This window comes from Pseudomonas ceruminis, assembly GCF_021602025.1.
Taxonomy (GTDB): Bacteria; Pseudomonadota; Gammaproteobacteria; order Pseudomonadales; family Pseudomonadaceae; genus Aquipseudomonas; species Aquipseudomonas ceruminis.
Genome location: NZ_BQHW01000034.1, coordinates 1 through 24,302 on the forward strand (window position 1 = coordinate 1; position 24,302 = coordinate 24,302).

The following is a 24,302-nucleotide window of genomic DNA, read 5'->3' on the forward strand; positions in this document are numbered from 1 at the left end:
TCTCGGCGGGTTTGCTTGCGCTTGCCGGCGTACTCAAAGTCGGAAAAGCTCATCTGGCTCATGGGCGGCTCGGATCAGGTGTTGCGGGGATTCTCGCATAACTGAAGGCTTGTTCGGAGATTCCCTAAGCATAAGTACCGTTAAACCAATTATCATCGCAGGTCCAATGCTAGCAATGGGTAACCATACCCACGGATATGCAGAGGCCATGCCGACAAAAGACTCACTTACCTTCTGCCCCGCTGATTGCCCTAAAGCGGCAGTCCACCAGACTAACACAGGCCCCAAAAAAATAGGCACACGGCCAAGACTAAGCGAGCTGAAAAGCGAATGCGATTGGCCATTTCAAAAATCTCTAAATCAGTACGGGTAGCGGTGACGTGCCTTAGCACGCTTGTTGGCCAACTGGAGGATTTCAGGTGATGCGCACCAAAGGCCGAGAGCAGAAACTAATGCTGTCACCAGCGCAAGACCGAACCATTGGGAGTCCAGACAGAACAGAATGAGGGCAATTACGGTGCTCGCTCCCATTACCACTGTTTCTAAAGGTGCCACTTTGAGAGCAGCGACTACTTCATCCAATTGAGTTCTTTGCATTTACTTGTTCCGTGTTCAGTTCCTGGTGACTCGCGGCATCGCCGACACAGTCCGTATAAGGTCGGATCAGATCAATGATGCCTTCACGTTGCAACGACTGGTCGGCCATCAGTTGCTCATAGTCGCCGCACAGACCTTCCCTCGCGAAATACAGATCGATGCCGATAGCTGAATGCGTCTTCTCGACGGGAGTACAGCCGTAGAACTGCACAAGGGCTTTTGCAATACCACTGTTCCGGACCGAAGCCGATTCGTCCAGTTGATCCTCCGCCAAGAACTGGCAGTAGATCGCTGCCCGTGTTGGGTCGGTCGATGACGTCAAATATTCCGATTGGTCGCCCCGGTCGTAGTTATGAAAAATGCGGTAGGTTTTCTCGGTCATGGCCTCGTTTTCCTGCAGATCCGGGGGCAAAGTTGCCCCTCTCCTACGGTTACAGCCCAGCGAAGGCAGGGCTTGGATGTGCGCATCCCCATACAGTCAGGGCTACTCTCCTCGGGAGTGTTCGATGGCCCAAAAGGCTAAGCCTGTTAAGAATGACATGAAGATAACCAAGGCCACGACATATAGAAGTGTTTTTCCCATAGCGTGAACGGGGTCATCGAAAAAACAAATAGGTAATCCGATGAAACACGCAAGAAAAAGAAAAATGTTACTTCGCTTCATTCGCTCCATCTCCTAGGAAATATTCATAGGCCGACTTTCCTACTTAATCAAGCTTGCTGCTTAGGTTGTTCGCATCTAGTTTGGCCCGGATTTCTTCGTCAGTGTCACATACAGCGCTGGTGGGGCTAATTCCCGAGATACTACGGGCCATATATGACGCCAAGACAAAGAACAGTAACGCACTGATGTGCTCAGAACGGCTGTCAAGTGCTATCAGGATGAACCAGATCACGGCCGCACCGAAAAACGAAAGAACGCGATTTCTTGTCACTGGACGGGTTGGATCCATTTCTCTTCTCATACAGGTCCCTTATGGTTATGCGGGCGCGAAAATCACACCTGTCTCTACGGCCTCGGTCCCGGTTTATCAGGCCGGGGCTTGGGGTACACCTGAGCGTTTACCGTGATCAGTTCCTGGTGTTCGTTTTCAACACGGTTTGGATGGCATCAGCACTGAGTTGCGGCGCCCTCTGCCCCTCATCAACCATGAGCTTTGGCCGCTCTGCCCGGGAGATCTGCACACGAAGCTGGTTGAGGGCATTGTCGATCTTCTGTTCAGCAGCTTTGAATTCTTTATCGGACGCTTCCCCAGGCACGAAGGAAACGCTCTCGTGCCCCCAGCTCAGAATTAGCAAGTCGCGCAGGGTCAGCTTCACCGAGATTTCGGTGTCCAGGTCCGCTTCGGAATAGTTGTTCAGGATACTCATCGGCACAGTTCCTTTCCGGTGATGGTCGGAGACGCGAACCCACGCCCCCTACCGCGAATGCCCGCGACGTGGCGGGCTGGCGATCTACAACGTTTTCTATACATTTGGGCCGAGGGACAAGGCCGCAGCTGCGAAGGCAACTCCAAACCCAATACCGAAAGCGAGGCCACCAACCACTTGTTGCCAGATCAGCAATTTCTTCTTCGCCAATAGAGGCTTGAAGATCACAAACCAACTCACGACCAAAGCCGACACAGCGATGAGCTGCAAAATGGATAGAGGGATCGTCATCAAGAATTCAGCAATTCTTTCAAGCTCGATTTTCATTGTTTCACTTAATTCCTAGATTTCGCGGACGCGAAACGAACTCCTTCAACTGGCACGGCCCCGGTTTATTTCTCCGGGGCTCGGCGTGCAGCTGAGCGTTGATCATCTTAGTTACTTAGGATTTTTCTTCAGCCTTCTGAAACTCGTCCAGTTTGAGCCGCGCAGCTGTGTAGAAGCACAGGGCGCAAAGGCCCCCCGTGATACCCGCAAAGACTGCCAGTGACTCGAACACGGCGAGTGGAGTGTCCGCCAGCGGATGGAATGTCTTACCAATCACAGCCATACCACCGGAAGCCAGGAGTACCCACGGCGCGACACGACAGATCTTGGTCAGGCTGGCCTTGTGCTGTTCAATCGCCGCCCTTTCCTCAGATTCGATGATCCTTACTGCAGCCACGTTGACATCGAGCTGCAGGCCCCATGCATGCTGGAGGACAGGGCAATTGTCCTCGGTAACCTTCGCTGCAATGTCGCGGGGGATCTGACCCTTACTTGCTACAGCTTCCACGACCGCCTGCTTCCAATTGGCGTACTCATTCATCGGTATTTTCCCTTCGACTTTGGGCGTTGACACCAAGTCGATCAGTCACTCGGCATCGGCGTGCGCGGAGTGCTTCGCGCAAGATGATCGCCAACGAAGCCTAACACGTACGCATAATGCTAGTAAATCAAGTTGACGCCGGCGCAAACGCATCGCATACGGTGCGGGTTGCGCATTCACAAAATAGCTGCACGCACGCACAGACCGCCCGCCCAGGCTCCAGTCCAGGTAACCAGAGGATACCGCCAAGCATAAAAAACCCCAGCCTTGGCTGGGGTGGGTGAAGCGTTTACTGAAAGCTGACCACGCAACAGGGGTACTCGTCAGAGCTGCGTGCGGTGATGGCTAAGCGGAAAAGACCCTGGACATCAGTCAGCCGGGGTTTTCCTTTGATCAAGACCAGGACCTGCAGCCGAGGCTTCATTGGCGTGATGCCAGTTCAGCTCGGCGAGCGGCGGGCGAGGGAGTTTCTTTGATCAGGCGAGCAAGGAAGGCGGTGTAACTGGCCTGCTCGTTGATGTGCATGATGTGCTCGATAAAGTCTTTTCGCTTCCGCTCCAACCACTGCTCAGCAGCGACACCTTGGCAAGGAAGGCGCTGCGTGTAGAGGACGTAGTCGTCGAGAGCTACCTGTTGGGGCCAGGTCAGTTCAGATACGTTCAGGTTGTGCATGTGGCATCTCCAGGAGGATGTAGGCTTCGTATCCAGGAGATGCTCAACATTGAGCATGAAAGCAGGAGGGAATGATGAGCCGCCCCCCCCCCTGCCAACCTACTGCGATCATCGCGACTACGTTTGAGGGCGAAGCTGGGGATAGCGGCTGACACTAACTGATCAGAGGGTCATCACTCATCATCGTCGAAGTTGTACATGCCAGGCGCGAGGTTCTCGAAGCGGGTGTACTTACCGATGAACGCCAGCCGCACAAAGCCGATCGGACCGTTACGTTGCTTGCCGATGATGATCTCCGCCACACCCTTGTGCTCGGTCTCGGGGTGATACACCTCATCCCGGTACACGAACATGATCACGTCGGCGTCCTGCTCGATCGCACCGGACTCACGCAAGTCGGAGTTCACTGGGCGCTTGTTCGGCCGCTGCTCCAGGGAGCGGTTCAGCTGAGACAGGGCGATGACTGGGCAATTGAATTCCTTGGCCAGGGCCTTGAGGGAACGGGAGATCTCGGAAATCTCATTGGTCCGGTTGTCGCCGGCAGAGCCCGGGATCTGCATCAGCTGCAGGTAGTCGACCATGATCATGCCAATCTCGCCGTGCTCACGGGCCAGGCGCCGGGTGCGCGCACGCATTTCCGAGGGACTGATGCCGGCGGTGTCGTCGATGAACAGCTTGCGGTTGTTGAGCAGGTTCACCGCTGAGGTCAGTCGCGGCCAGTCATCATCGTCGAGCTGGCCGGATCGCACCTTGGTCTGGTCGATGCGGCCGAGCGACGACAGCATACGCATGATCAGCGACTCACCTGGCATTTCGAGCGAGAACACCAGCACCGCCTTCTCGGACCGCAGCACAGCGTTCTCCACCAGGTTCATGGCGAAGGTGGTCTTGCCCATCGAAGGCCGGCCGGCAACGATGATCAGGTCGGCCGGCTGCAGGCCGCTGGTCTTCTCGTCCAGGTCGGTGAAGCCGGTGGAAACACCGGTGATGTCGCTGTCGGAGTTGAACAGCGTATCGATACGGTCGATGGCCATGGTCAGCAGGTCTTTGACACCCACCGGGCCGCCGGTTTTCGGCCGGGCTTCAGCGATCTGGAAAATCTGCCGTTCGGCTTCGTCGAGGATCTCCGCTGCATTCCGCCCTTCTGGATTGAAGGCACTGTCCGCGATGTCAGTGCTGATGCTGATCAGCTGGCGCAGGGTCGCCCGCTCGCGGATGATCGCAGCGTAGGCCTTGATGTTGGCCACGGACGGGGTGTTCTTTGCCAGCTCCGCCAGATAGGCCAGTCCGCCGACCTGGCTGCTCAGCCCCTCCTTGTCCAGACGCTCATGCAGCGTCACGATGTCAAAAGGCTCGTTCAGGTCGGCCAGCTTTTGAATGGCGCGGAAAATCAGCCGGTGATCGTGTCGGTAGAAGTCGCCATCAGAGACCTGATCGAGCACACGCTCCCAGGCGTTGTTATCGAGCATGAGACCACCGAGCACGGACTGCTCAGCCTCGATCGAATGCGGTGGCACCTTCAGCGAGGAGGTCTGTAGGTCAAGCTGCTCGGAAGCATAATCTTCGTTCATGTGGGCATCTTGTTGAGTGAGTGGGGAGCGCTACCGGTTGGCGAGGTGTCAGCGGGCTTCATGGCGGCTTTCTCGAACCTTTCCGGCGCCGCCCCCTGCCCTTGCCCTCGACCTTCTTGGAAGCCTCTTCTGCCAGCTTTTGCACCGGCATCCGACCAAGGCGAGAATGGGGATCAATCATCTCTACACCCATCTCTTGATCGGTGAAGTCGTGCGTGCCTGGCATTAAGTTGACGAAGCGTGTGTATCGCCCCTCAAAGCCAAGCCGCACAAAACCGGTCGGACCTTCACGCTGCTTGCCGATGATGATCTCGGCCGTACCAGCGAAGCGGGAGTCAGGGTTGTACACCTCATCCCGGTACACGAACAGGATCACATCCGCGTCCTGCTCAATTGCCCCGGATTCGCGCAGATCGGAGTTAACCGGGCGCTTGTCCTTGCGTTGTTCCACCGAGCGATTGAGCTGCGAGAGTGCAATCACGGGGCAATCAAATTCCTTGGCCAAAGCCTTTAGTGACCTGGAGATGGCCGAAATTTCGTTGGTACGGTTGAGGCCGCCATATCCGGGGATTTGCATCAGCTGCAGGTAGTCCACCATGATCAGGCCAATCTCGCCGTGCACGCGCCGAAGCCTCCGCGTACGGCTACGCATCTCCGAAGGGCTCAGGGCCGGCGTGTCATCAATGAAGAAGCGATCGTTCTTGTTGAGTGCATTGGCAGCCTTGGTCAGCTTGGTCCAGTCCTCATTCAACAGCTTCCCGGATCGGACTCGCGACTGGTCAATGCTACCCATCGAGGAGAGCATGCGCGTTAGCAGGGCATCGCCAGGCATCTCCATGGAATAGACCACGACCACTTTTTCCGACCGCAGAACGGCCTCTTCCACAATGTTCATGGCAAAAGTGGTTTTGCCCATGGATGGCCGGCCGGCCACGATGACCAGGTCAGCAGGACGCAACAGGCTCAGTTTGCTATCGAGGTCGACGAAGCCTGTCGATTGGCCCAGGGACTCAAGGCCTGACTCATGGGCGGATTCGATCTTCTCGACGGCTTTCCTGAGCAGGGTGTCGATGCCAACCGGGCCGCCTTCCTTCGGCCGTTGACCGGCCACGGACAACATTTTCGATTCGGCATCATGCACCAGATCTTCCGCGGTGCGGCCGTTCGGGGAGCTGGCGCTTTGCTCGATCTCCCCGCAGACGCCAATGATCTTTCGGAACTGCGACCGCTCACTGACTACGCGTGCAAAGGACGCGATGTTGGCAACGGACGGGGTGTTATCGGAAAGCTCTTTTAGATAGGCCAGCCCACCGGCGTTCGAGAGATCCCCTGCTCGATCCAGAGCCTCCTGGGCTGTGACAACATCAAGCGCACGCCCCTCTTCAAGCAGCCTGGCAATAGCCTTAAAAATGAGCCTGTGGTCGGCGCGGAAAAAATCAGATTCGACCACCAGGTCCGAGACTCGCACCCAGGCACGTGGCTCGTTCAGCAATCCGCCTAGAATGGCCTGCTCGGCTTCAACAGAATGCGGCAGCTCCCGACTGGGGTTCTGATCGTATTCAGCCGCTAGATGGATATGGTCGTTCAAGCCTCAGGCCTTACTCGTCGAATTGCTGGTGCGGATCGGGCTGCCAGCTGCAATCAGTACCCATAGATGGTCCTGTCCTGCGCTGACAGCTGGGGTTTGGTCACGATGTTCGTTGTTTGGGGGCCTAGAACGCAACTACCACGCGCTGGGTGGCCGGCCGGATCAGAACGTCACTTCGATCAAGGTTGCCCGCCCGGTGCGGGTTTGAAAGTCGCAAAGGCCAAACTGCACGAGCCGCGGCTGCCGGTGAGCGATGCAGGTAGCGACCTGGGCGCGGAATGCCGCCAACTCAAGCGGGAGCACTGATCGACCAGTAGCGGCCTGAATCTTATCGCGGAATTCCTGCAGCGCCGCCTCCACGCCAGCATCATCGCCGGCCTGGCCTAAAGTTTCGGCACTCGGTTTTGGGATCGACATTCAAACTCTCCAGGGAGGGGCCGTGCGCTGACATGCGCAGTCGCGGATTACGGGCGCAAGTTGGCAACACGTAACTATAATCCTGAAAGATTTACTGAATGTCAAACGGCATCGAAGGCCGAGAAGACGACCACTAAAGCTCTAAATATCCTAAACTTTCAGTGAAATCACGAGACCTTTAGAGCTGAAAAAATACAGAACAAAGGAGGACCTAAAGTGCTTCCGCCAATCCGATATCGAGCTCCCTCGCCTGGATGTCCGGAGCACTGCCGGCACCGGTATTCAAGACTGGTGCAGCAGGCACAACCCAGTTGTATTGGTGCCCCGACAGCAGCCGCGCTGCGACTTTGTTCGACAGGCTTGAACGCCAGCGCAAAATCAAGTATTCCTCGATTTCCTTGCGCCCAAACGGGACCGCACAGAAGGACAGTTCGTAGTTGCTCGAATATACGCTGATCAGGCCATTTCTGTCCCTGGCGCCAAGCCCGAACAAATCGCAGGTTCTGCGCGCAAAGGTATGGTGCTTAAAGACGGTGAGGTCACCCATTCTGGCGCGAAGTGCCGAGGTTTCGCCAACGTAGATTGGAGTTCTCTCCTGCCATATCACGTAAACCCCAGCGTCAAGTGTGATGTCCTTTTTCCAGTCGTCATCACCAGCCAATACTCGCCTTGGTGCGGCAATGATCAGGGCTTCGTGGTGACGTAGTTGCTCTTGAACGTTCATGTGGCCTCAACTCCAGGGCGAGAGACTCAAAGGGCCGAATCAGCCTACAGCCGAATAATGACCGAATACGGCCCGATATCATCACTCGGAACGCTGAGCTGTTGCCGACTGTTTGAGTGACTTTACGTACAATGACGATACGTATTCACCTTGAGCTTTCGCTTCCTGGACTACGTCATAGCGCTCACCGGCCAGAAAAAGATCCAGCACAGCTTGACACGTTTTCGGGCCAAACATGTCTTCCACCCATTCCAGATACGAACGACCTTTATTCGCCCAGAAAAGCTTCACAACAAAAAACGAACACCAGGCAAAATACATCATCGGTATTCCAACATAGTGAGATATTGGTCGCCCCTCACTGTGTAGAAACTTACTACAAGCTAACACAGTCGCTACCAAAGCAAGAAATGGCAAATAAAACTCAACGAATCTTCGCTTGGATACAAGAAAAGCCAAGCGACTTAGCTTTATTGCAGATGCAAATGAGACATTACCGATTTCTAGCTGCTCATACAGCGTAGGCGCTTTTTTAAAAAAATTCATGCATTATATCCAATCAGCATGTACAAAATTAGAAGCTTACGCCACCAACCTGGATTGCAGCTATAGCGGGTTGAAACCAGCGTACCAATCACCGAATTCAGCTCATTTTAATTTCGTTTCGGCTCCGAATTCGCTTTTGCCGCCATTTTCGCAGTACTGCAAATACATCGCACACCATCCCGTGCCAAACCAAAATCATGACTATCAGAGTAAAATAGTCTGGTATCCCATCTAAGACAGCAAGACTGCGCACATCAAAGCTCTCTGTAGAAGTAAAAATCTTGCCAATCGTTGAAACTAGCAAGGCAATCACTACTAAAACCACTGCAGAGCGCAATAAACTCAAAACAGTTAGAACAACAAACATTGCCATCGCTTTGAGCGTGACAATGGTGAAGAATCGAGGGCGCTCACAAACACCGAGCCAGTTTGTCTTCCAGCCAGAATTACCATTCTTGAATTTTCTTTTCATCTCGACTCAACCTGCACAATTGTTTGGGCTGGAGGGAGTGCGCGAGGCAGAAACAGCATCAATGCCTAGTGCAACCTCAATCTGCGCTTGGGAAGGCTGCTCGACTGCACTTCCAGCATCACAGCATTGGCCATCTACGCCAGGGCAGCCTGTGGCTACTGTCCGCTTCTTCTTGAATCCGAACCCATGCCCTGTGGCCAGGTGTACAAACGGCAGTGCCGCCCAGTACCCAACCACAAGCGATGCCGCCTTAGCGGTAAGCCCGGGCAACGTGTATGCGAATGAGCTCGCAGAAAAAGCTGCGATGCAGATGGCGCCAACCACGTAGTTGCGCCGAATTTGATTTTGGGCGGGCTGCTGGCCAGACGAAATCATGGTGCAGTCCCCTTGAAAGCTTCGGCCTGACGCTCGACTAGCGCGCTTCGGTTGGCATCCACCAGGAGCCGATTTGCGCATTTCGAATCACGGGTCGCCGCCTCAATTTCCTCAGGTGTCGCAGATGAAAAATCAGTTCTCAGCTTGCTCAAACCTAGGCCGTTGTAGGCCAGCGGTCCTCCGATCAGAGCGAGCAACGCTACGCCCCAGTAAACCGCACGCATGCGGGTGTTTTTTTCTGAACTCACCAAGGATCTCCTGGACATGGCTCGTTTTCCGGAATAAAAAATAACACATAACGCGTACAGATAATTAACTAGTATTGTTATATTCCTTCGCTCAGGCCACAAGGCCACAGACGACAGGACACCAAACAGAAGTAAGCGTCCGCCCAACTCACCTTGCGTAAGTCAGGCCGGTACCCACTGATGCGGCAGCAACTGCCCGATCTCACTGGCCCGTTGGGTCGGCAGCCGCGTCAGCACATCCTTGAGATAGGCATACGGATCATGCCCATTCATGCGTGCCGACTGGATCAAGCTCATGATCGCCGCCGCGCGTTTGCCGCTGCGCAACGACCCGGCAAACAACCAGTTCGAGCGCCCGAGTGCCCATGGCCGTATCTGGTTCTCGACCTGGTTGTTGTCGATGGGCACAGCCCCATCGTCCAGGTAGCGCGTCAGCGCTACCCAGCGTTTCAGGCTGTAATCGAGGGCTTTGGCCGTGGCTGATCCGTTGGGCACCAGGTCACGCTGGGCCAACATCCACTCATGCAGTGTTTTGCTGATCGGTACCGCTAGTTCCTGACGTATTCGCCAACGATCTTCATCATTCATGTCTCGCGCCTGGCGTTCGACCTCGTACAGGCCGCTGATCGAGTGCAGCGCCTGTTCGGCCAATTGGCTTTTGTTCGCCACATGCAGATCGAAAAACTTGCGACGGGCGTGGGCCATGCAACCGATTTCAGTGATGCCTTGTTCAAACCCGGCTTTGTAGCCAGCGAAGTCGTCGCAGACCAGCTTGCCGTTCCAGTCACCCAGGAAGTTGCGCGCATGTTCGCCAGCACGGCTTGGGCTGAAGTCGTAAACCACCGCCTTGAGCGCCGAAAACGGCGTGGTGCTGTAGGCCCAGACAGAAGCCCGGTGGGTTTTCTTCTCGCCTGGCGCAAGCATTTGCACCGGTGTCTCATCAGCGTGGATCACGCCCTGGTTCAGCACGGCTTCACGCAGTGCATCGACCAGTGGCTGAAGCCGCACGCCGGTTTGTCCGACCCACTGCGCCAGGGTCGAGCGAGCAATTGCCAGCCCGGCACGGCCAAAGATTTTCTCCTGCCGGTACAGCGGCAAGTGATCGGCAAACTTGGCCACCATCACGTGGGCCAACAAACCTGTGGTCGGGATACCTTTGTCGATAACCTGGGCTGGCACCGGGGCCTGGATCAGGGTTTCGCACTGGCGACAGGCCCATTTGCCCCGCACATGTTGCTCGACGGTAAACACGCCCGGCGTGTAATCCAGCTTTTCGCTGACGTCTTCGCCGATGCGTTGGAGCTGGCAACCACAGGCGCACTGAGTGTTTTCGGGTTCATGGCGAATGACGGTGCGTGGAAACTGCGGCGGCAAGGGCGCACGTTTCGGGGATTGCCGTGGTTCGGACTGTGGCGCAGCTGGTAGGAGCTGTTTTAGCTCGGCCTCGATAGCTTCAAGGTCTGTGTCGAGCAGGTCATCCAGCAAGCTGCTTTGAGCCGGGCTGATTTGCTCGCTGCGCTTGGCAAACTTGTGCCGTTTGAGCAGGGCGATTTCGAACTTGAACTGTTCGATGAGGATTTCATCGTTTTGGATCTTCCTGCTCATCGCCTCGACCTGGGATTGCAACTGCAACGCCTGTGCCGCCAAGGCACGAAGCTGTTCCGGGGTCATCTGGTCGAGGTTGGGCGAGAAAGTCATGCCGCCGATTGTGCCAGAGCAGGCGCGGGACGACGACAAGTAGACCGGCCAAATGGCCGGCGTTTACAGCATGCTGATCACACCGCCGGCGCCAACGCGCTGCCACGGCAAGCCCAGTACCAACGCCTGGAGTTGTTCGTTGTCGAGCTCGACCTCGCAGCCATGGCGAATGCCGGGCCAGTGGAACTTGCCTTGGTTCAGTCGCCGTGCGGCAAGCCAGACGCCCACGCCGTCGTGCACCAGCACTTTCATCCGGTTGGCCCGGCGATTGGCGAACAGATAAGCGCAGTGCGGCTTCGCCGCACCAAACACCGCGATTACTCGGGCTAAAGCGGTTTCGGTACCGGCGCGCATGTCCATCGGCTCGGTGGCCAGCCAGATCGCATCGATGCGGATCATTGAGAGACAGCCCGGATAAATTGCGCGCAGCCCTCAGGATCTGAGGTTGGCCATTTCACCGTGATCACTTGCCCGGCCATGGGCAACTCGATGATCACTGACGCCTCGACTGGCCGTTTAGGTGGGGCTTTTAGCGGGACGAAAGCCGGTAGTGAAGCTGCTGCAGGCTGATCTCGATAGAGCGGCAGCCATTTGCGGATGACGTTGGCATTGATGCCGTGGCTGATGGCAACACTGGACACCGTCGCGCCAGGTTGCAGGCATTCCTGAACGACTTGGGCTTTGAATGGTTTCGGATAAGAGCTTCGTTGGCGCATGGAAATCCTGGCGATAAGGGTGATCGCGTCCGCTTAAAAATACGCGGACACCATCGCCCTTAATGCTGGAGTTCGGAAGGTGAGTTCGCCGGACGCTTACAAACAGAAATGAAATGGGATGACTTGAACAAGCGACGGCAGTGGTGGCTTACCGGCTTTATCGCTCTAAAGATGTGGAATCAGTGGGCGCTCGTGATGATCTGCGCCCTGGTCACGACTGCTGCGTTCTACTACCCAATGCTTCAGATCCGGGAGCTGTACGGGAACATCGCGTCAGCCATTTTTTACGCTGCAGCCTATTTCCTCTGCGCCAAGCACATTGGATTTTGGATCATCAACCCCATCTGTGGGCTCATCAGCCTAAACGACGTCAAGCGAGCGTACGGCCCTCTCACCCGTCGGCATGTCCAGGACTGGGTCGTAGACTGGTGTACTCAGCCGGCCGGGTTCGCTGAGGTGCCACTGGACATTGCACAGTTCGCCCGGGCAAACGGCGAAGGCAAGTAGTCTACTCATATGCGCTCGGCCTCGACTCCCCAGCTGAGTCGAGGCCGAGCAGCACTACTGCCACACGCTCTCGCAGGCGCATCTGCGCAGCCACCTGCATTCCATGAATCATGGTTCAATCATCGTCTTTCGCAAGGCCGTAAGCGCTATGCGCAGGCCCGTGACCGCCGGTAAGGTCGTACAGCTCCTCGACTGTGTAGATGTTGCCGTTATCGCCGAACAGCACCCGATCGTCACGGTTGAACGAAGCTACAGCGCCCGGCTTCGGCCGGCGGCACCACAGCGCGATGTCTCGGATGAAGAAGCCCGTCGAGATGACTGCATAAACCAAGAATGTGAACAGCACTCCCTTCGTAACGAGCGCAAGCGCTCCAACGCCTAGGAACGCCAAAAGCCCTTTCGGCACTGTGTGGTCAGGGTCTCGCAGATGGCTCAGGCTGCAGCCGAAGGAAAACATCACCAGGGCCGCGGCGATCGCTACGCCCACATCTGCTTCAGCGCTTTTCTCGATGGTTCCCCAGATACCCGCGGCCACCGACCCTGCAATTGCGCCCAGGTGACGAACCAGCGCCAGCGGGGTGCGACGAATCCTATCCTCGATAGCCCAGAGGGCGCGTGTGGGCGCCATCATCTTGGGTGCCCTGACCATGCCGGCCAGTCCATCCACGGCGGCTTCCATCATGCGGACAGTCGACTGAGTCACCACCGACGTAGCCGCAAGATCGTGGATCAGCTGCACGCTACGCTTGAACTCTGGGGTTGCTCGCTTGACCGATCCTGGGTTGAAGTCAGCCAGGTCGATGCTGCCAGCGTACAAACCAAGGTAACCAGCAATCAAGGCCTCGGCTCGCACCACCTGTCGATCAACAATTCTGTTCAGATTCATCGCTCGTCCATTCGATTGCCCTTGCTGGCTAAAGGCTCCAGCAGCATCTAAGAATGCAACCTCAACAACCAGACTAGCCCAGCTCGATGGCTGGGCTTGAGTACACCTGGTGCTTGCTCCTACTTCAGCACTTTATTCAGGCCGTCACGCAGACACCGGGCCTGATCCTCGTAACGCTCGGAACGGTCTAGGACCTGACCGCTCGCATTCGTGGTTTGCCAAACGCTGTCCCCAGTGTCAATTTCGTCAACCAGCAACTCAAGCACCTGGCTGCTGTCGATCTGCACACTGTAGGCCAGCTCGAAGCCCTCCAGTTCTTCTTGCTCTGTGCTCATTTGCCTAGCTCTCCATTCTCGCGGCAGTCAACAGGACGTCTCATTCAGCTCGCTATTTTCACTTGCCCAAGGATTTCGGCAGCAGCTAGCTCTTTCGCGACTTTCTTACCTCCAGCCACTGTCTTGGCCGAAAGCACATTTCCATCTACCACAATTCGCGCCACGCATTCGAATTGCGGAGGGGCAATGCTCAGCTGGGTGAAGATGTAACTGGGCTCCGCCAGCCTGTTTTTTTGTGCCATCTCATTTAGCTGCACTACCGGGTTTGAGCTGCTCACGGAAGTCGCCTCACGTGACTTGGCCAGTCGCTCCAATAGGATGGCCGAAGCAGCTGCTTCAGCGGCCTTCTTGGTTGCACACTCTGGTGAGGTAGCACTTTCGACGTCGCCACCCTTCGGGTGGACAGTCGCGGTGGCTGTGAAGCTTGCAGCATTTGACGGTCCACTCATCGCGACATGCAAATGGGGAGCAGCCCACCCCCGCTTCCGGCAAAGTTCAATTAGCGCACCTTTGTAGTCAGTAGCGCGGGGCGCTGGAGAGCTTGATGACTGCGTCGGAGCCTCAGGGTTAAGGCTGTTTATGGGCAAACTCAAGTGACGACACAAAATCTCGACCATGGCTTTCTGCTTTGCTACACGCTTCTCGCGGTGCACACCAACACCCTGAAGACGCCGCCCACTTGCCGAGACAGCAACCACACACTTGAAGCCTCCATTTACACCGTGCACCGTTTCATCGAGCCCCTCAAAAACTTGAGTCTGGATTCCGTTCATGATGATCCTGACCACGTTGTGAGGGTGCTGGCACATCCAGTTCGAGAAAGCCACCCCAAGATCTTCGGTGATTGCTTCCCTTGGGATTTGAATCGCAAGTCGATCGACGATGGCGTCCGCTATCGTGTTGTTGTTGAGTCTTCGTATCAATTCAGCCACTACAGCTTCAGGCAAATGACCGGCGTCTTTCGCGAGCTTCACGGCAGCGCTGAGTACGTTGTCCTCCATATTGACCAGGTTCCCACTCGCCACCAAGCGCTGAGCTTTCCGCGCCAGCACCTCCTTGTGGTAGTCGACAGTGGATTCGGATCGCTCTCGCAGCGTTTTGTTGATCGACGCAGAGATTGTAAGCAGATCTGCTTGCGAATATGGCAGCGGGCAATTGTCGAGATGCGCCCGAATCTGGCGAATGTTCACCAAGTCGGCATACCGACGAAGCGGAGAGGTGCCGTGGAGGTACAGCGTTAGGCCAAGACCGTAATGCCCACGCGCCACGCCATCGTAAACAGCACGCTCTATGAGTGCCCCTAACTGCGCACCCACAGAGGCTTCGGTCACCAGCCCCTCTTTCAACCACTGCTCGACTGTGTTGGCCAGGTCCAGTGCATGCGGAGCGGAGACTCGGCTTGCGTGGTTACGGTATACCGCCGGCAGCCCATTCTCGGCCATGAAGAGGGCTATTTGGGAATTCGTCAGAATCATGAATTCTTGCACGATGATGTGCCCGACCATCTGATCCAACGACTCGTATTGGCGAAGATTGCCCTCCTCATCCGAGAGCATGAGCTTGCGAATATCGTAAAGGGCAAGCGCTCCTTTCGATCGGCGGCGCTGCAGCAGCAGCGTCGAAACCCTACTGAGGAGCTCCACCATTTCACGCAAAGGGCTTTGAGTGCTTCGGGCTATCTCCGGAATGGCCTCATATGTGAGACGGGTGTTGACGGTGATAACCTGGCAGCTAGGTTCAAAACCGACGACCTCAAGCGAGCTATTGAGCGTGATTGTAAAAACCATCGCTTGCCGTGGTTGCCCCGCGACAAGGCTACTTTGATCTGCGCCGATGTGCCGTGGCAGCATTGTTTGCACTGCACGATCTCGGGCATAGATCGAGGCGGCCCGCTCAAACGCCAACTTATCGTCATGAGAGCCGACCCCAACCTTCGCAGAAGGATCGGCGATGGCAACTGATATGATGTACAGATCGCCGCTCTGGGTGATCGATATCGCGTCGTCGATATCAAGCGTTTTCTGGGAATCGATGGTCACGAAGAATGGTGAAGTCACGGTGGATCCTTGGCCTATCAAGCTGTGTGTGGATTCTACACTGGAAGCAGTCAGAGGGCGGTCATGCCGCCAACTCAACAAGTGGGATTCGATTCATGTGCATCGTGTAGCCCGTGCGCCGCTCAAGAGCGACGTACTGCTCGAAAAGCTCAGGGTGATGGACACGCCCGTTACGCAAGTCAGGCTTGGACGCCATCACGCAGAAAATGCAGCTCAATCGATCATTACCGAGGGCATAGGCGTGATGAGGACGCTGCCCCGCTGCAGCGATGGCACCGAAGACCTCATCCGTGCGCATGTCATGTACTGGCAACCACTCGAACCAGGTCAACACAGAGTTGCTGATCCCCATCCGGCTGAAAACTACCCGCTTCGCTCGCCCTGGCGACTCTTGAGCGCGCAGGCCAAGGCAGTTGACGATCGTTTTGAAGCCATTGGCCTTTGCATAGCGCCTGACCTCACGTTGGATGGGTCCTCGTTTCAAGTCGCTCGTGCATTGGCGAGTAGACGCAGATGGCCAGCTCGGTACCTCGGGGCGAATCTCGAACCGACGCTCTACCATTTCCAGCAGCGTCTTCGAGGCTGTGGCAACAATGAAAGGAAGGCCTGCAGCGGCGGCTTGATCACGGGCCAGCTCCATCGCCCCCGGCCACTCCATCGGGCCCAGCGATGCATGGACAACCACCAGCTGGCTAGCCGGAACGCGCTCCAGGAGACGGATCAGTTGCACCTGCGAATCCTTACCGCCCGAATGGTTGGCCACAAACAGCGCACCACTGGCGATCAACTGGTCAAGCTCGGCTTTTGTGGAGTCACGGGTTTCATCCCCGAAAAGCAAGCCCTGCTGCTGAAAACGATCCATTTCCTGCTGGCCTCATTGATAGACGTCAATGAGAAAAGATTAAACTATAGAACAACTATTTTCAATTGAAATATTGTCCTATAGGACAACATTTTTCTGCAGTCGCGGGTGTGGTTCTGCCGTCTCAGCCGCAGTCTTGACCAGAAGCTCGTCAACCGCCCTGGCCAGGTCGGCCTCAGCTTGCTGGAGCGCCAGAAACATTTCTGCGCTGGCAGCTGTATCGTCGTGCGCATACTTCAAATGTGCTGCACGTGCGGCCCTGAAGCGGATGATCGCATCCAGGGTGCTCTGATCCAAGTGTAAGCTGAGAGGTAGCTTCAGTTCGCTGGTGTTTGGCCTAGCCATTTTCCTTGCTCCATTTCCTCGGTGAAAAACCTGACCTTCCCCCTCTGATCCAACGGTGTCGATCAGACGGTTCCGTTATGGATGTAGGAAAAGTCAGCAGACCACCTGACGGCGCTTGAACTGCTTGTGTGCACTTCACACTGTGCAGTGCACAGCGCATACTCTGGCTGGGGCTTTTTCTAACCCACTATAAATGGCACATTTCCGTTTAACCCCAGTAAACATTGGATTGTAAACCACTTTTTTGACTTGTAAACCACTGTGGTTTACAGTGAAAAAAAGTAGTTAACACGAGGCCGGCTCATGCCGAATTTACAAGACGAAGCTAAGGCCTACATTGAGTCCGTTTTAGGTGTGGCAGCGCAGATGACTCCGGTGCCACTCCGAGTCCCCTATACCATCCGGGACAGCTACAAGACCTACGAGTTGAGCGTACCTATGGGGAACAGTTCGGCGTTCAACATGATGCTGCTGGTCTCCCGTGATGATATTGAGTACCCAGGCATCGTGAAGCTGCAGAAGCACATCGAGATGGTGCGCAACGTCACCAACCAGGTAGTAGTGTACGTCTGCTGGTCCTTGTCGACTCAAGACCGCCGCAGCCTGATCATGCACCAGGTCAATTTCATCCAGCCCAGCTTCCAGATGTTCATACCTGAGATGGCGCTGGACCTGCGTGAAAGCTTCCGTCAGCGGCGAGAGCAGAGCGAGGTAGCCGCCCTCCTCCCCGCGGCCCAAGCCATGCTTCTCTCGTGCCTATATTCCGGGATACCCGACGAAACCTACTTCACTACGAACGCTTTGCTGGGGGACCTGGGCTACAGTCGCGTGACCCTCTCGAAGGCAGTGGATCAGCTGGTATCGCTGGGGGTGATTAGCCCTGCGAAAAGCGAGCTGCATTGGAAGACCTACGCCTTCAACGGGTCGCCTGCAGAGGTGTTCCAGAAGGCCAAGAAGCACCTGCGGTCCCCCGTCAAAAAGAGAATTGGTATTACCCGAAATGCTATCCCCATGGCCCCGGGAGTATTCATCGCGGGGGAAACTGCCCTGGCCAAGTACACGATGCTGGCGGAGCCTAAGCAGGCCGTATGGGGGATGAGCAAGAAAGTGTTCAATGACATGCTGGCGCTTGATGCGTTTGAGGTAGTCGAGTCGGTGGACTCGATCGAGGAGTGGGTGGAGATCTGGGGGTATCCGTCGCTCACCGAAACGCAGTATATGGCAGACACAGCGTCGCTGTTTCTGAGCCTGGAAGACAACCCCGACGAACGCATTCAGATTGCGTTGGATGAACTCAAGGAGCAGGTACATTGGTTAGCGTGAAAGGTTTAGATATTTTTGGCCGGCACTTTCGCGATTTCCGCGATAGCTACGTCCTAATCGGTGGCGTTGCCTCTGCTCTGGCGATGGAAGACGCGGGAGAGAGCTTCAGGGCCACGAAAGACCTAGACATCGTGCTCGTGATTGAGGCTCTGGACTCCCATTTTGTTAACAGGTTCTGGGAGTTCATAAAGGCCGGCGGCTATGAGATCAAACAAAGAGGGGGTGACAGGCCGGTCTTCTACAGATTCCAGAATCCCGCCGACGAAACCTACCCGGTAATGATCGAACTATTCTCTCGTGCACCGGATGGCCTTGAGCATGAGGAAAACGCAACGCTGACCCCAATCCCCACAGATGAGTCGGTTTCGAGTTTGAGCGCTATCCTGCTCGATGAAGACTATTACACCCTGTTGCGTTCCGGCCGCCATCAGAGCGAGGAGCTGACATACATCAGCGCTGATCGTCTTATCCCCTTCAAAGCTAAGGCCTGGCTCGACTTGTCTCAGCGCAAGGCAAACGGTGAAGCAGTTGACTCGAAGAACGTCAGGAAGCATCGGAACGATGTCCTGGCCCTGGCGGGCCTGCTGACTGGCGAGGTGATTGAGTTGCCCGCAAGCATTACTGCAGACATGGCGCTATTCCTTGAGCGCCTGGCGGTCGAAGAGATCGACTTCAAAGCGCTCAAGATTCGGGGTGACCTCAAGACCATCATCGGCCGAATTGCAGAATCCTTCGGCCTTCAGCCGACCTCATAACGCCGGCAATTCCTCAAAGCCTTTCCCAGCGCCCGGCCCCAGTTCGGGCGCAGCGAAAGCGACGACCGCGTTGATGAACTCCTTCCACTGGTCAAGTGTGAAGCGCATCGGTTCTAACAGCTGGCCGGTTTCTGTCCAGAGCCCGCAGCTATCCAGCTCCAAAAATTCTCCATGCTCAACGCTCCACCAGGATCCGGTCATCGAGGTGCCCCAATCGAGGCGCCCAGCGAAGAATGGCATGTTGAACATCAACAAGAACCAGAGGTGCCCGTCTTTGGTAGTAACGTACTCCCGCATCGTTCGATTGCCCAGCGCAGCGCAGACCTCTACAGCTTTGGCAGCGAACAGCTCGTCAGCACTGGGTGAATCCGTAGTGAACCCGAAAACGTGCTCCGCGAGATATCCCAGGCGGCTTACAGACGTGTGAGCCATCTGAAGAAAGCTCCGCTCAAGCAGTTGCGAGTAATCCATGTTGCTTACCTCGTATGAGCCCGCATTCGCTGGGCATGCGCCAGCAGCTCTGGGCAGATGACCCGCCACACAGGTGCGTCTTCAAAACCAGCAGGTTCAACCCTGCCAGTGTCTTCAAACTTTCCGGATGCCAGGTGCAGATCCAAGACCTGATCGGGCAGTTGCCAGGCGTGGATACACACCTCATCGACCGCCAACTCGGCCTCCACCAGGTTCGTTGTGAGCACGCCCCAGTGCTCACCATCTTCGTAGAGCAGCTCCAGGGCTAGCCGCCCGTTTGGGTACAGCCGTGGCCGCAATTTCGACAGCTGCATGATGCTCTCCCCCGGGGCTATTTGACCGTTGCTGTCTCGGTGACCACAAACGGGACCACGCTGCCCAACGTAACACCGGCCAGGCCTTGTTTGCCGTCTTCACCGATCACATAGCCCTTCAGCTCTCGCTGATCAGCTCCGTCGCAGGACAGTGTGGCGGTAGAAGTCTCATGCTTGAGCTGGCGGCTGTTCCATTTCAGAGGAATGCCCAGGGCGCATTCATTTCCGGCCAGGACCTGAGACATTTCATATTCCACTTTGCCAAACCCTCCAGCCCGGTACTCGGTTGGCAGAACCGAGCCGAGCGCAGGATCACCGAGGTGATACAGCTTGACGTAGAGGGTCGAGCCAGTCGGAATGGTGACATTGATCTTTTTGTCATTGCACCCTGCCAGCGACAGAGCGACACAACCGAGCACAGCAATCTTTCGAAGTGGTGACATGCTTTTTCCAGTGAGTGTATGAACGTTCGAACCTGTGTAGCTGATCAAGCTCACGACAGAGCAGGTGCACAGCCCGGCGAATCTTCGGGGTTGTTGGGGAGTAGCTGGTAAGGACCGTTGCCAGTCGACTGGGCCGAGGGCGACGCTGAGTCTTCTTCCGTACCGTAGTACGTGGCATGCGCAGCTGAATTACATTTTGGGCAGGGAATGTCGCCTCCATGGAGAAGAGCACCTCCAGGCTCATCGCAGCTATCCTCATCCCAGAGAAAACCGTCGACGCACTGCGCATCGGGATAGGCCGCACCGAAATGCCTGCCTTGGTAATCACACCCTAGAGCTTCGTCACTTGCCATACACACCCCCAGACACAAGCAAATTGATACATAACACGTACGTATAACTGATGTTACCACAGCCTGAGGACAGATCAGTATAAGAGCTACAGCTGAAGAATGATCGGATAGCATGCGTTGAGGAAGGGATTTGATGATATGCCGGAAATGCTGAGAGGGTCGGCGGGCAAGCCGGTTGCTTGAGATTCTGATCAGTCATGAGAGTCATGACCAATGAGCAGAAAAGGAGACCCCAAAAATGTAGGAAAACGCGACCAATCCCAAGAGGACTGACCGCGCTCAACGAAACAGACTTGCGTCCTCAGAAATCGCAATGTCTGATTTTTCGAAGCGGCTGTCAATCCTCTCGCATCTTTTCGACCTTAGCGAGGCTACTCGACAGCACTGTGTTGACTGTCACTCCCAGGATTTTCCGGCGCTTCGTGGTTCTGCAGGCTCCTGGTTACATGCCCTGCGTGTGACCAAATGCAAGGAAGCGCTCGCAGGACTCTGGCGACGAATCTCCGAGGTGCCACAAAGAACCTTGCGTAGCGAGGTAGGCCGATGTCTCCTCCTCCGCCAGGACAGCAAAGGCGGTCGTCGAGATGAAGAAACCATCGCACTTGCCGCTCATGACAGCATCTTGCAGCACGTCTCGATGACGCTCAATGAAGTCCAAGTTGAACTTGGTCAGAACAGCCTTTGCAAGCTCCTTGGTGGGAACGCTCACAGCTTTCCCGACGGGGACCAAATCGTCCAGATTGAGAGCGATGACCCCGCCATTGTTGAACGGCGCCAGTTGTTTGGCAGCATGGCTAACACGCTTCTCAACTCCGCTCTCAGACCAGATCTTCTTACAAGCGATCGGGTAGTCGCCCATGCCGAAGTCAACCAGGATATCGGGTTCTGCAGCTTTGGCTGCTAACCCTCGGCTCTTCAAGTCGGACAGCAGCACCAGCTCCCAGAGAGCGTCCTTCCCTTGGGAGGTGTTCCGATCATCCGGCTGCATGACGCTGCCGGCCATACGCTTGAGCGCCTCTTGAATTCCTGGCTCTTCAGGCAAGTTGGTGACCGCATCAGCCAGACGGTTCACGAACGCCGCTTCCCAGACCACCCGGTCATCTGGCTTCACTTGCTCTGCCCACGCTAGGCTCAGCTTGTCGGCCTGGCTAAGCAGTTGCGAAAGTGCGCTGCCGGACCGCAGCCTCACGTTGCGCTGCTCCAGCACATCCCGCACAAGCTGGGCCTTAGCAGCAATCTCTTCGTATGTATCTGTCCAAGCCTTGCTCACAACATCGACGGACTTCACTTCACAGCTCCTATGGAAATGACAGGTGGTTTCACTGGCATAATGGCTGCGATAGCTGATGCGCTGCTATCGCCACTGACAGAATGGGTGTTCGCCCAGCAACACTCTGCCAAAGCGGCGATCAACCCGCACCTTCAACAGGAGGGAGAACGAATCTGCCCGGCAGGATGGCCAAGTAGCAGTCAGTGCAATCCCACAGATGGGTTTAGAGGAACTGGAGCGTCGCCCAAAACTGCATGACCCGGCTGGATCTCTTTAAACCCAGGATGTTCCAGGTTGACCGTCAAGCTGCTTTCAGTGAAATCCTTCCCTACGTACTTCTGCGCCCAGGCCCGACGCTGCTCCGGCGTCCTGGTTGCACACGGCCGCTCGTGGCGGCTGAGCCAGGCCCTGCAGAGCCGCTGCATATCGCGATTGTGTTCTGTGACCAGTCGATACTCAGCCCCACAGTGCGAGCACTGAGCGGTGCCAGTGTTATGTGCCATAAGTCAGCTCCGATTGGCGGGCGCCCGAGGGGCCGGGTTGCTGGTGATACGGATCCAGGCGCAGAATCGCTCGTACGGCACGTGTGCGCGACGTCTCAAACGGATTGTCCGCCGGCGCTTGCCGCATTTCCTTAGCCGCGAGGCTGATTTCCTTGATGCGGGACCGCAGCCAGTTCGCATCTGCCGTGTAGATGGCATCGGGATTGTTGGCCAGCAGGGCACGCAGTTTATCGCCCAACTCGGCGTTGATCACCACACGCCCCAGCAGGTGGAAGTCGTGATGGTGCAAGGTTGCACAATCCTCAGCACTCATTGCCGCCAAGTTGGATGGGATTCCCGCGCAGAACTGGTCGGTCTGAAATATCCGCTTGGCATGCGCCAGCATCTCTCCGGCAGACAGCTCCCCTCGCTGCAGGGGAATGATCACACGAGCGCCGGCCGTGATCCATGTGCGAACTCGCTCTGCGTGCACAGCCCACAAGTCGAGGGTTGCCGACTGGTCACCGATGACATCCGGTGCCACGATGCTCAGCGCCCCGGGGTTGTCCGTCCACCCCAGCACGCATTCGTAGGCGAAAAACACTTTCTCCCAGCTCACGAGCTCGCCCTTTTGGAATGCAGAAAAGGCTCCCGAGTCAATGAACACGGCGCCGCCTGCATCCAAATGACGTGGAAGCGTCCGAAGGAGTTTAAGGGTGTCCAGCAGTGTGGCAACAACACCTACTGGGACGCCCTCATCAACGGCAGCCCTCAGGTCCTGAGTGCTGGACATCCCCGAGTAATAAGCAACGTTCCAGGTCAACGGCATGATCTTCCTACCCCTGCTGCGCACGCGAAATCCGCGCCGCTTCCACGGCATCGACCCAGCTCGATGGCTGGGGATGCGTGCTTCAGGAGCTGACCTAGATCTGTACCGCAGACTGGAAGTACACGTTGAAGAGGTTGGCGGACGCCCTGCTGATGGCGTCGTTGTAGGTGGATGCAATCACCTCGACGGTGATGGTCTTACCCTGGTTGTCATGGTAGGTAACTCGCCAATTCGGCTGCTGGTCCATGTTGGATCCTGTGTGTGCTGGCGCTGATTTCAGACCTCAACCCAACCCACGCCCTGGTCATGCTTCTCTCCCGGGCGCAGAGAGGAACCTCACTGAACAGAGAGAGCAGCCATGGCATCGAGCAAGGCGCTTTTAACCTCGTCGGTGTCACCCTCCTCCGACACGAAGGCAACGCTGTCCAGCTTGGCATAGGCCTGCTGCATGGCAGCCAGCGCTTTGGGAGCTGATGTCACGGCACGAGTACAGGTATCGGCAAGGAGACGCTCTTGGTCTGGGTCGGCAGCCCGCACGGTGAGGTGCAGAATGTAGTCCTCGTCGGCCAGGTCCATGCTCGGCACTTCGGCATGACTGTAGAGCTTGGAATCGCTGACGCTCGCACGTTCGGCCGCCGGGAAATTGATCTGCAGCGCCTTCGGGCCCATACCGATCTCCAGCGCGCTGGCCTGAAGTTGTTCAGCCAGCTGCAGGCCTTCCCACGCCCCACGCACCCACTCAACGGCGTAGCGGCCATTACGGTTGCGCTCGATCAGCATGTAGAAGGTGTTGTCATTGGCCGAGTGACCAAAGCGCTCGACGGCGATCTTCTTGATGCCCTGCTCAAAACCTGCACGCTTGTGCTCAAGCGTCTCCTGCGGATAAACCTGTTCCATCGCTATCACCTGTCCAATCTGGGTGGGGGCCGAAGTGCCTTACGAGCCCTTCACTTCCTCGAAATTCCAATCCACGTGCTCGAAGGCAGCCTGCTTGGCTTCGTATTCGATTTCAGTCTGGGTGGCGTTGTCCTCGACCTCGAACTCAAACTCCACATCGGAGCCCTGAACGTCAGTCTTGATGGACCCTTTGAAGGTACGCATTGATTTGTCCTGGTAGATGAATACGGAGAATAAGATTAAACCATAGAACAATAATTATGCAAGGCAAAAATTATACTATAGGACAATCTTTTTCGCCCGCCCTTGA

At 56.1% G+C, this 24,302-nt stretch carries 32 protein-coding genes; 3 read left to right on the top strand and 29 right to left on the bottom strand.

The window, feature by feature from the left end; translation table 11 throughout:
• Nucleotides 1–360: 360 nt before the first annotated feature.
• The 16 genes from L6D80_RS26555 to tnpA form a co-directional block, all read right to left on the bottom strand.
• Nucleotides 361–597 carry a hypothetical protein gene (locus L6D80_RS26555; RefSeq protein WP_139139735.1) on the bottom strand — a complete coding sequence of 79 codons (237 nt, stop codon included), beginning with the start codon at nt 595–597 and terminating at the stop codon, nt 361–363.
• Nucleotides 575–979, bottom strand: coding sequence for a hypothetical protein (locus L6D80_RS26560; RefSeq protein WP_054925925.1), 405 nt, complete (start codon nt 977–979; stop codon nt 575–577). The genes L6D80_RS26555 and L6D80_RS26560 overlap by 23 nt, the downstream gene beginning before the upstream one ends.
• Before the next feature lie 689 nt (nt 980–1,668).
• Nucleotides 1,669–1,968, bottom strand: coding sequence for a hypothetical protein (locus L6D80_RS26565; protein ID WP_054925927.1), 300 nt, complete (start codon nt 1,966–1,968; stop codon nt 1,669–1,671).
• A gap of 96 nt (nt 1,969–2,064) precedes the next feature.
• Complete coding sequence (locus tag L6D80_RS26570) at nt 2,065–2,295, bottom strand: hypothetical protein (RefSeq protein WP_054925930.1); 231 nt, start codon at nt 2,293–2,295, stop codon at nt 2,065–2,067.
• Nucleotides 2,296–2,410: 115 nt separating this feature from the next.
• Nucleotides 2,411–2,836, bottom strand: coding sequence for a hypothetical protein (locus L6D80_RS26575; RefSeq protein WP_054925932.1), 426 nt, complete (start codon nt 2,834–2,836; stop codon nt 2,411–2,413).
• A 420-nt stretch (nt 2,837–3,256) separates the two neighbouring features.
• Nucleotides 3,257–3,508, bottom strand: a complete 252-nt coding sequence (locus L6D80_RS26580; protein WP_023383614.1) for a hypothetical protein — start codon at nt 3,506–3,508, stop codon at nt 3,257–3,259.
• A 173-nt stretch (nt 3,509–3,681) separates the two neighbouring features.
• Nucleotides 3,682–5,079, bottom strand: coding sequence for a replicative DNA helicase (dnaB, locus tag L6D80_RS26585; protein ID WP_023383613.1), 1,398 nt, complete (start codon nt 5,077–5,079; stop codon nt 3,682–3,684).
• A 58-nt stretch (nt 5,080–5,137) separates the two neighbouring features.
• Nucleotides 5,138–6,667 (bottom strand): replicative DNA helicase, encoded by a 1,530-nt coding sequence (gene dnaB, locus L6D80_RS26590; protein ID WP_054925935.1) that lies wholly within the window; start codon nt 6,665–6,667, stop codon nt 5,138–5,140.
• 162 nt (nt 6,668–6,829) lie between these two features.
• Nucleotides 6,830–7,084 carry a hypothetical protein gene (locus tag L6D80_RS26595; protein WP_054925937.1) on the bottom strand — a complete coding sequence of 85 codons (255 nt, stop codon included), beginning with the start codon at nt 7,082–7,084 and terminating at the stop codon, nt 6,830–6,832.
• A 211-nt stretch (nt 7,085–7,295) separates the two neighbouring features.
• Nucleotides 7,296–7,808: a hypothetical protein gene (locus L6D80_RS26600; protein ID WP_175442760.1), complete on the bottom strand. Its 513-nt coding sequence runs from the start codon at nt 7,806–7,808 to the stop codon at nt 7,296–7,298.
• 81 nt (nt 7,809–7,889) lie between these two features.
• Nucleotides 7,890–8,354 (bottom strand): hypothetical protein, encoded by a 465-nt coding sequence (locus L6D80_RS26605; RefSeq protein ID WP_139139824.1) that lies wholly within the window; start codon nt 8,352–8,354, stop codon nt 7,890–7,892.
• A 97-nt stretch (nt 8,355–8,451) separates the two neighbouring features.
• The gene (locus tag L6D80_RS26610; protein WP_139139825.1) at nt 8,452–8,826 is read right to left on the bottom strand and encodes a hypothetical protein; all 375 of its coding nucleotides are present in this window, start codon (nt 8,824–8,826) and stop codon (nt 8,452–8,454) included.
• A gap of 371 nt (nt 8,827–9,197) precedes the next feature.
• Nucleotides 9,198–9,449, bottom strand: a complete 252-nt coding sequence (locus L6D80_RS26615; protein WP_175442761.1) for a hypothetical protein — start codon at nt 9,447–9,449, stop codon at nt 9,198–9,200.
• Between the two features lie 162 nt (nt 9,450–9,611).
• Nucleotides 9,612–11,147, bottom strand: a complete 1,536-nt coding sequence (tnpC, locus tag L6D80_RS26620) for an IS66 family transposase (RefSeq protein WP_060501452.1) — start codon at nt 11,145–11,147, stop codon at nt 9,612–9,614.
• Between the two features lie 63 nt (nt 11,148–11,210).
• The gene (tnpB, locus tag L6D80_RS26625; protein WP_014754843.1) at nt 11,211–11,546 is read right to left on the bottom strand and encodes an IS66 family insertion sequence element accessory protein TnpB; all 336 of its coding nucleotides are present in this window, start codon (nt 11,544–11,546) and stop codon (nt 11,211–11,213) included.
• The gene (tnpA, locus tag L6D80_RS26630) at nt 11,543–11,863 is read right to left on the bottom strand and encodes an IS66-like element accessory protein TnpA (RefSeq protein WP_014754842.1); all 321 of its coding nucleotides are present in this window, start codon (nt 11,861–11,863) and stop codon (nt 11,543–11,545) included. Before tnpA ends, tnpB begins: the two co-directional genes overlap by 4 nt.
• Before the next feature lie 108 nt (nt 11,864–11,971).
• Here tnpA and L6D80_RS26635 point away from each other — a divergent pair, with 108 nt between their 5' ends.
• Nucleotides 11,972–12,370 carry a hypothetical protein gene (locus tag L6D80_RS26635; RefSeq protein ID WP_054925777.1) on the top strand — a complete coding sequence of 133 codons (399 nt, stop codon included), beginning with the start codon at nt 11,972–11,974 and terminating at the stop codon, nt 12,368–12,370.
• 115 nt (nt 12,371–12,485) lie between these two features.
• On the opposite strand, the gene L6D80_RS26640 is transcribed toward L6D80_RS26635, so the two are convergent.
• The 5 genes from L6D80_RS26640 to L6D80_RS26660 form a co-directional block, all read right to left on the bottom strand.
• Complete coding sequence (locus L6D80_RS26640) at nt 12,486–13,256, bottom strand: hypothetical protein (protein WP_054925779.1); 771 nt, start codon at nt 13,254–13,256, stop codon at nt 12,486–12,488.
• A 119-nt stretch (nt 13,257–13,375) separates the two neighbouring features.
• Entirely contained in the window at nt 13,376–13,591 is a 216-nt protein-coding gene (locus tag L6D80_RS26645; RefSeq protein ID WP_054925781.1) for a hypothetical protein, read from the bottom strand.
• Between the two features lie 44 nt (nt 13,592–13,635).
• Nucleotides 13,636–15,648: an RNB domain-containing ribonuclease gene (locus L6D80_RS26650; protein WP_060501454.1), complete on the bottom strand. Its 2,013-nt coding sequence runs from the start codon at nt 15,646–15,648 to the stop codon at nt 13,636–13,638.
• Between the two features lie 61 nt (nt 15,649–15,709).
• Nucleotides 15,710–16,510 carry a phosphoadenosine phosphosulfate reductase domain-containing protein gene (locus tag L6D80_RS26655; RefSeq protein ID WP_023383604.1) on the bottom strand — a complete coding sequence of 267 codons (801 nt, stop codon included), beginning with the start codon at nt 16,508–16,510 and terminating at the stop codon, nt 15,710–15,712.
• 78 nt (nt 16,511–16,588) lie between these two features.
• Nucleotides 16,589–16,855, bottom strand: a complete 267-nt coding sequence (locus L6D80_RS26660; protein WP_060501457.1) for a hypothetical protein — start codon at nt 16,853–16,855, stop codon at nt 16,589–16,591.
• A 303-nt stretch (nt 16,856–17,158) separates the two neighbouring features.
• Here L6D80_RS26660 and L6D80_RS26665 point away from each other — a divergent pair, with 303 nt between their 5' ends.
• The gene (locus L6D80_RS26665) at nt 17,159–18,178 is read left to right on the top strand and encodes a hypothetical protein (protein WP_023383602.1); all 1,020 of its coding nucleotides are present in this window, start codon (nt 17,159–17,161) and stop codon (nt 18,176–18,178) included.
• A complete protein-coding gene (locus tag L6D80_RS26670) occupies nt 18,175–18,933 on the top strand; it encodes a hypothetical protein (protein ID WP_225786313.1) in 759 nt (252 codons plus the stop codon). Before L6D80_RS26665 ends, L6D80_RS26670 begins: the two co-directional genes overlap by 4 nt.
• Here the strand turns inward: L6D80_RS26670 and L6D80_RS26675 are convergent.
• From L6D80_RS26675 to L6D80_RS26710, 8 genes are all read right to left on the bottom strand, one after another.
• Entirely contained in the window at nt 18,928–19,404 is a 477-nt protein-coding gene (locus tag L6D80_RS26675) for a hypothetical protein (RefSeq protein WP_023383600.1), read from the bottom strand. The two genes, L6D80_RS26670 and L6D80_RS26675, sit on opposite strands and share 6 nt — an antisense overlap.
• Before the next feature lie 5 nt (nt 19,405–19,409).
• Nucleotides 19,410–19,718 carry a hypothetical protein gene (locus L6D80_RS26680; protein ID WP_023383599.1) on the bottom strand — a complete coding sequence of 103 codons (309 nt, stop codon included), beginning with the start codon at nt 19,716–19,718 and terminating at the stop codon, nt 19,410–19,412.
• A gap of 17 nt (nt 19,719–19,735) precedes the next feature.
• The gene (locus tag L6D80_RS26685) at nt 19,736–20,161 is read right to left on the bottom strand and encodes a hypothetical protein (protein WP_023383598.1); all 426 of its coding nucleotides are present in this window, start codon (nt 20,159–20,161) and stop codon (nt 19,736–19,738) included.
• Nucleotides 20,162–20,956: 795 nt separating this feature from the next.
• The gene (locus L6D80_RS26690; RefSeq protein ID WP_060495097.1) at nt 20,957–21,802 is read right to left on the bottom strand and encodes a hypothetical protein; all 846 of its coding nucleotides are present in this window, start codon (nt 21,800–21,802) and stop codon (nt 20,957–20,959) included.
• A 474-nt stretch (nt 21,803–22,276) separates the two neighbouring features.
• Nucleotides 22,277–23,095, bottom strand: a complete 819-nt coding sequence (locus L6D80_RS26695; RefSeq protein ID WP_224459407.1) for a hypothetical protein — start codon at nt 23,093–23,095, stop codon at nt 22,277–22,279.
• 94 nt (nt 23,096–23,189) lie between these two features.
• Nucleotides 23,190–23,342, bottom strand: coding sequence for a hypothetical protein (locus L6D80_RS26700; protein WP_156342216.1), 153 nt, complete (start codon nt 23,340–23,342; stop codon nt 23,190–23,192).
• Nucleotides 23,343–23,431: 89 nt separating this feature from the next.
• Nucleotides 23,432–23,992, bottom strand: coding sequence for a hypothetical protein (locus tag L6D80_RS26705; RefSeq protein WP_224459408.1), 561 nt, complete (start codon nt 23,990–23,992; stop codon nt 23,432–23,434).
• 39 nt (nt 23,993–24,031) lie between these two features.
• Nucleotides 24,032–24,196: a DUF7167 family protein gene (locus L6D80_RS26710; protein WP_156342218.1), complete on the bottom strand. Its 165-nt coding sequence runs from the start codon at nt 24,194–24,196 to the stop codon at nt 24,032–24,034.
• Nucleotides 24,197–24,302 lie beyond the last annotated feature (106 nt).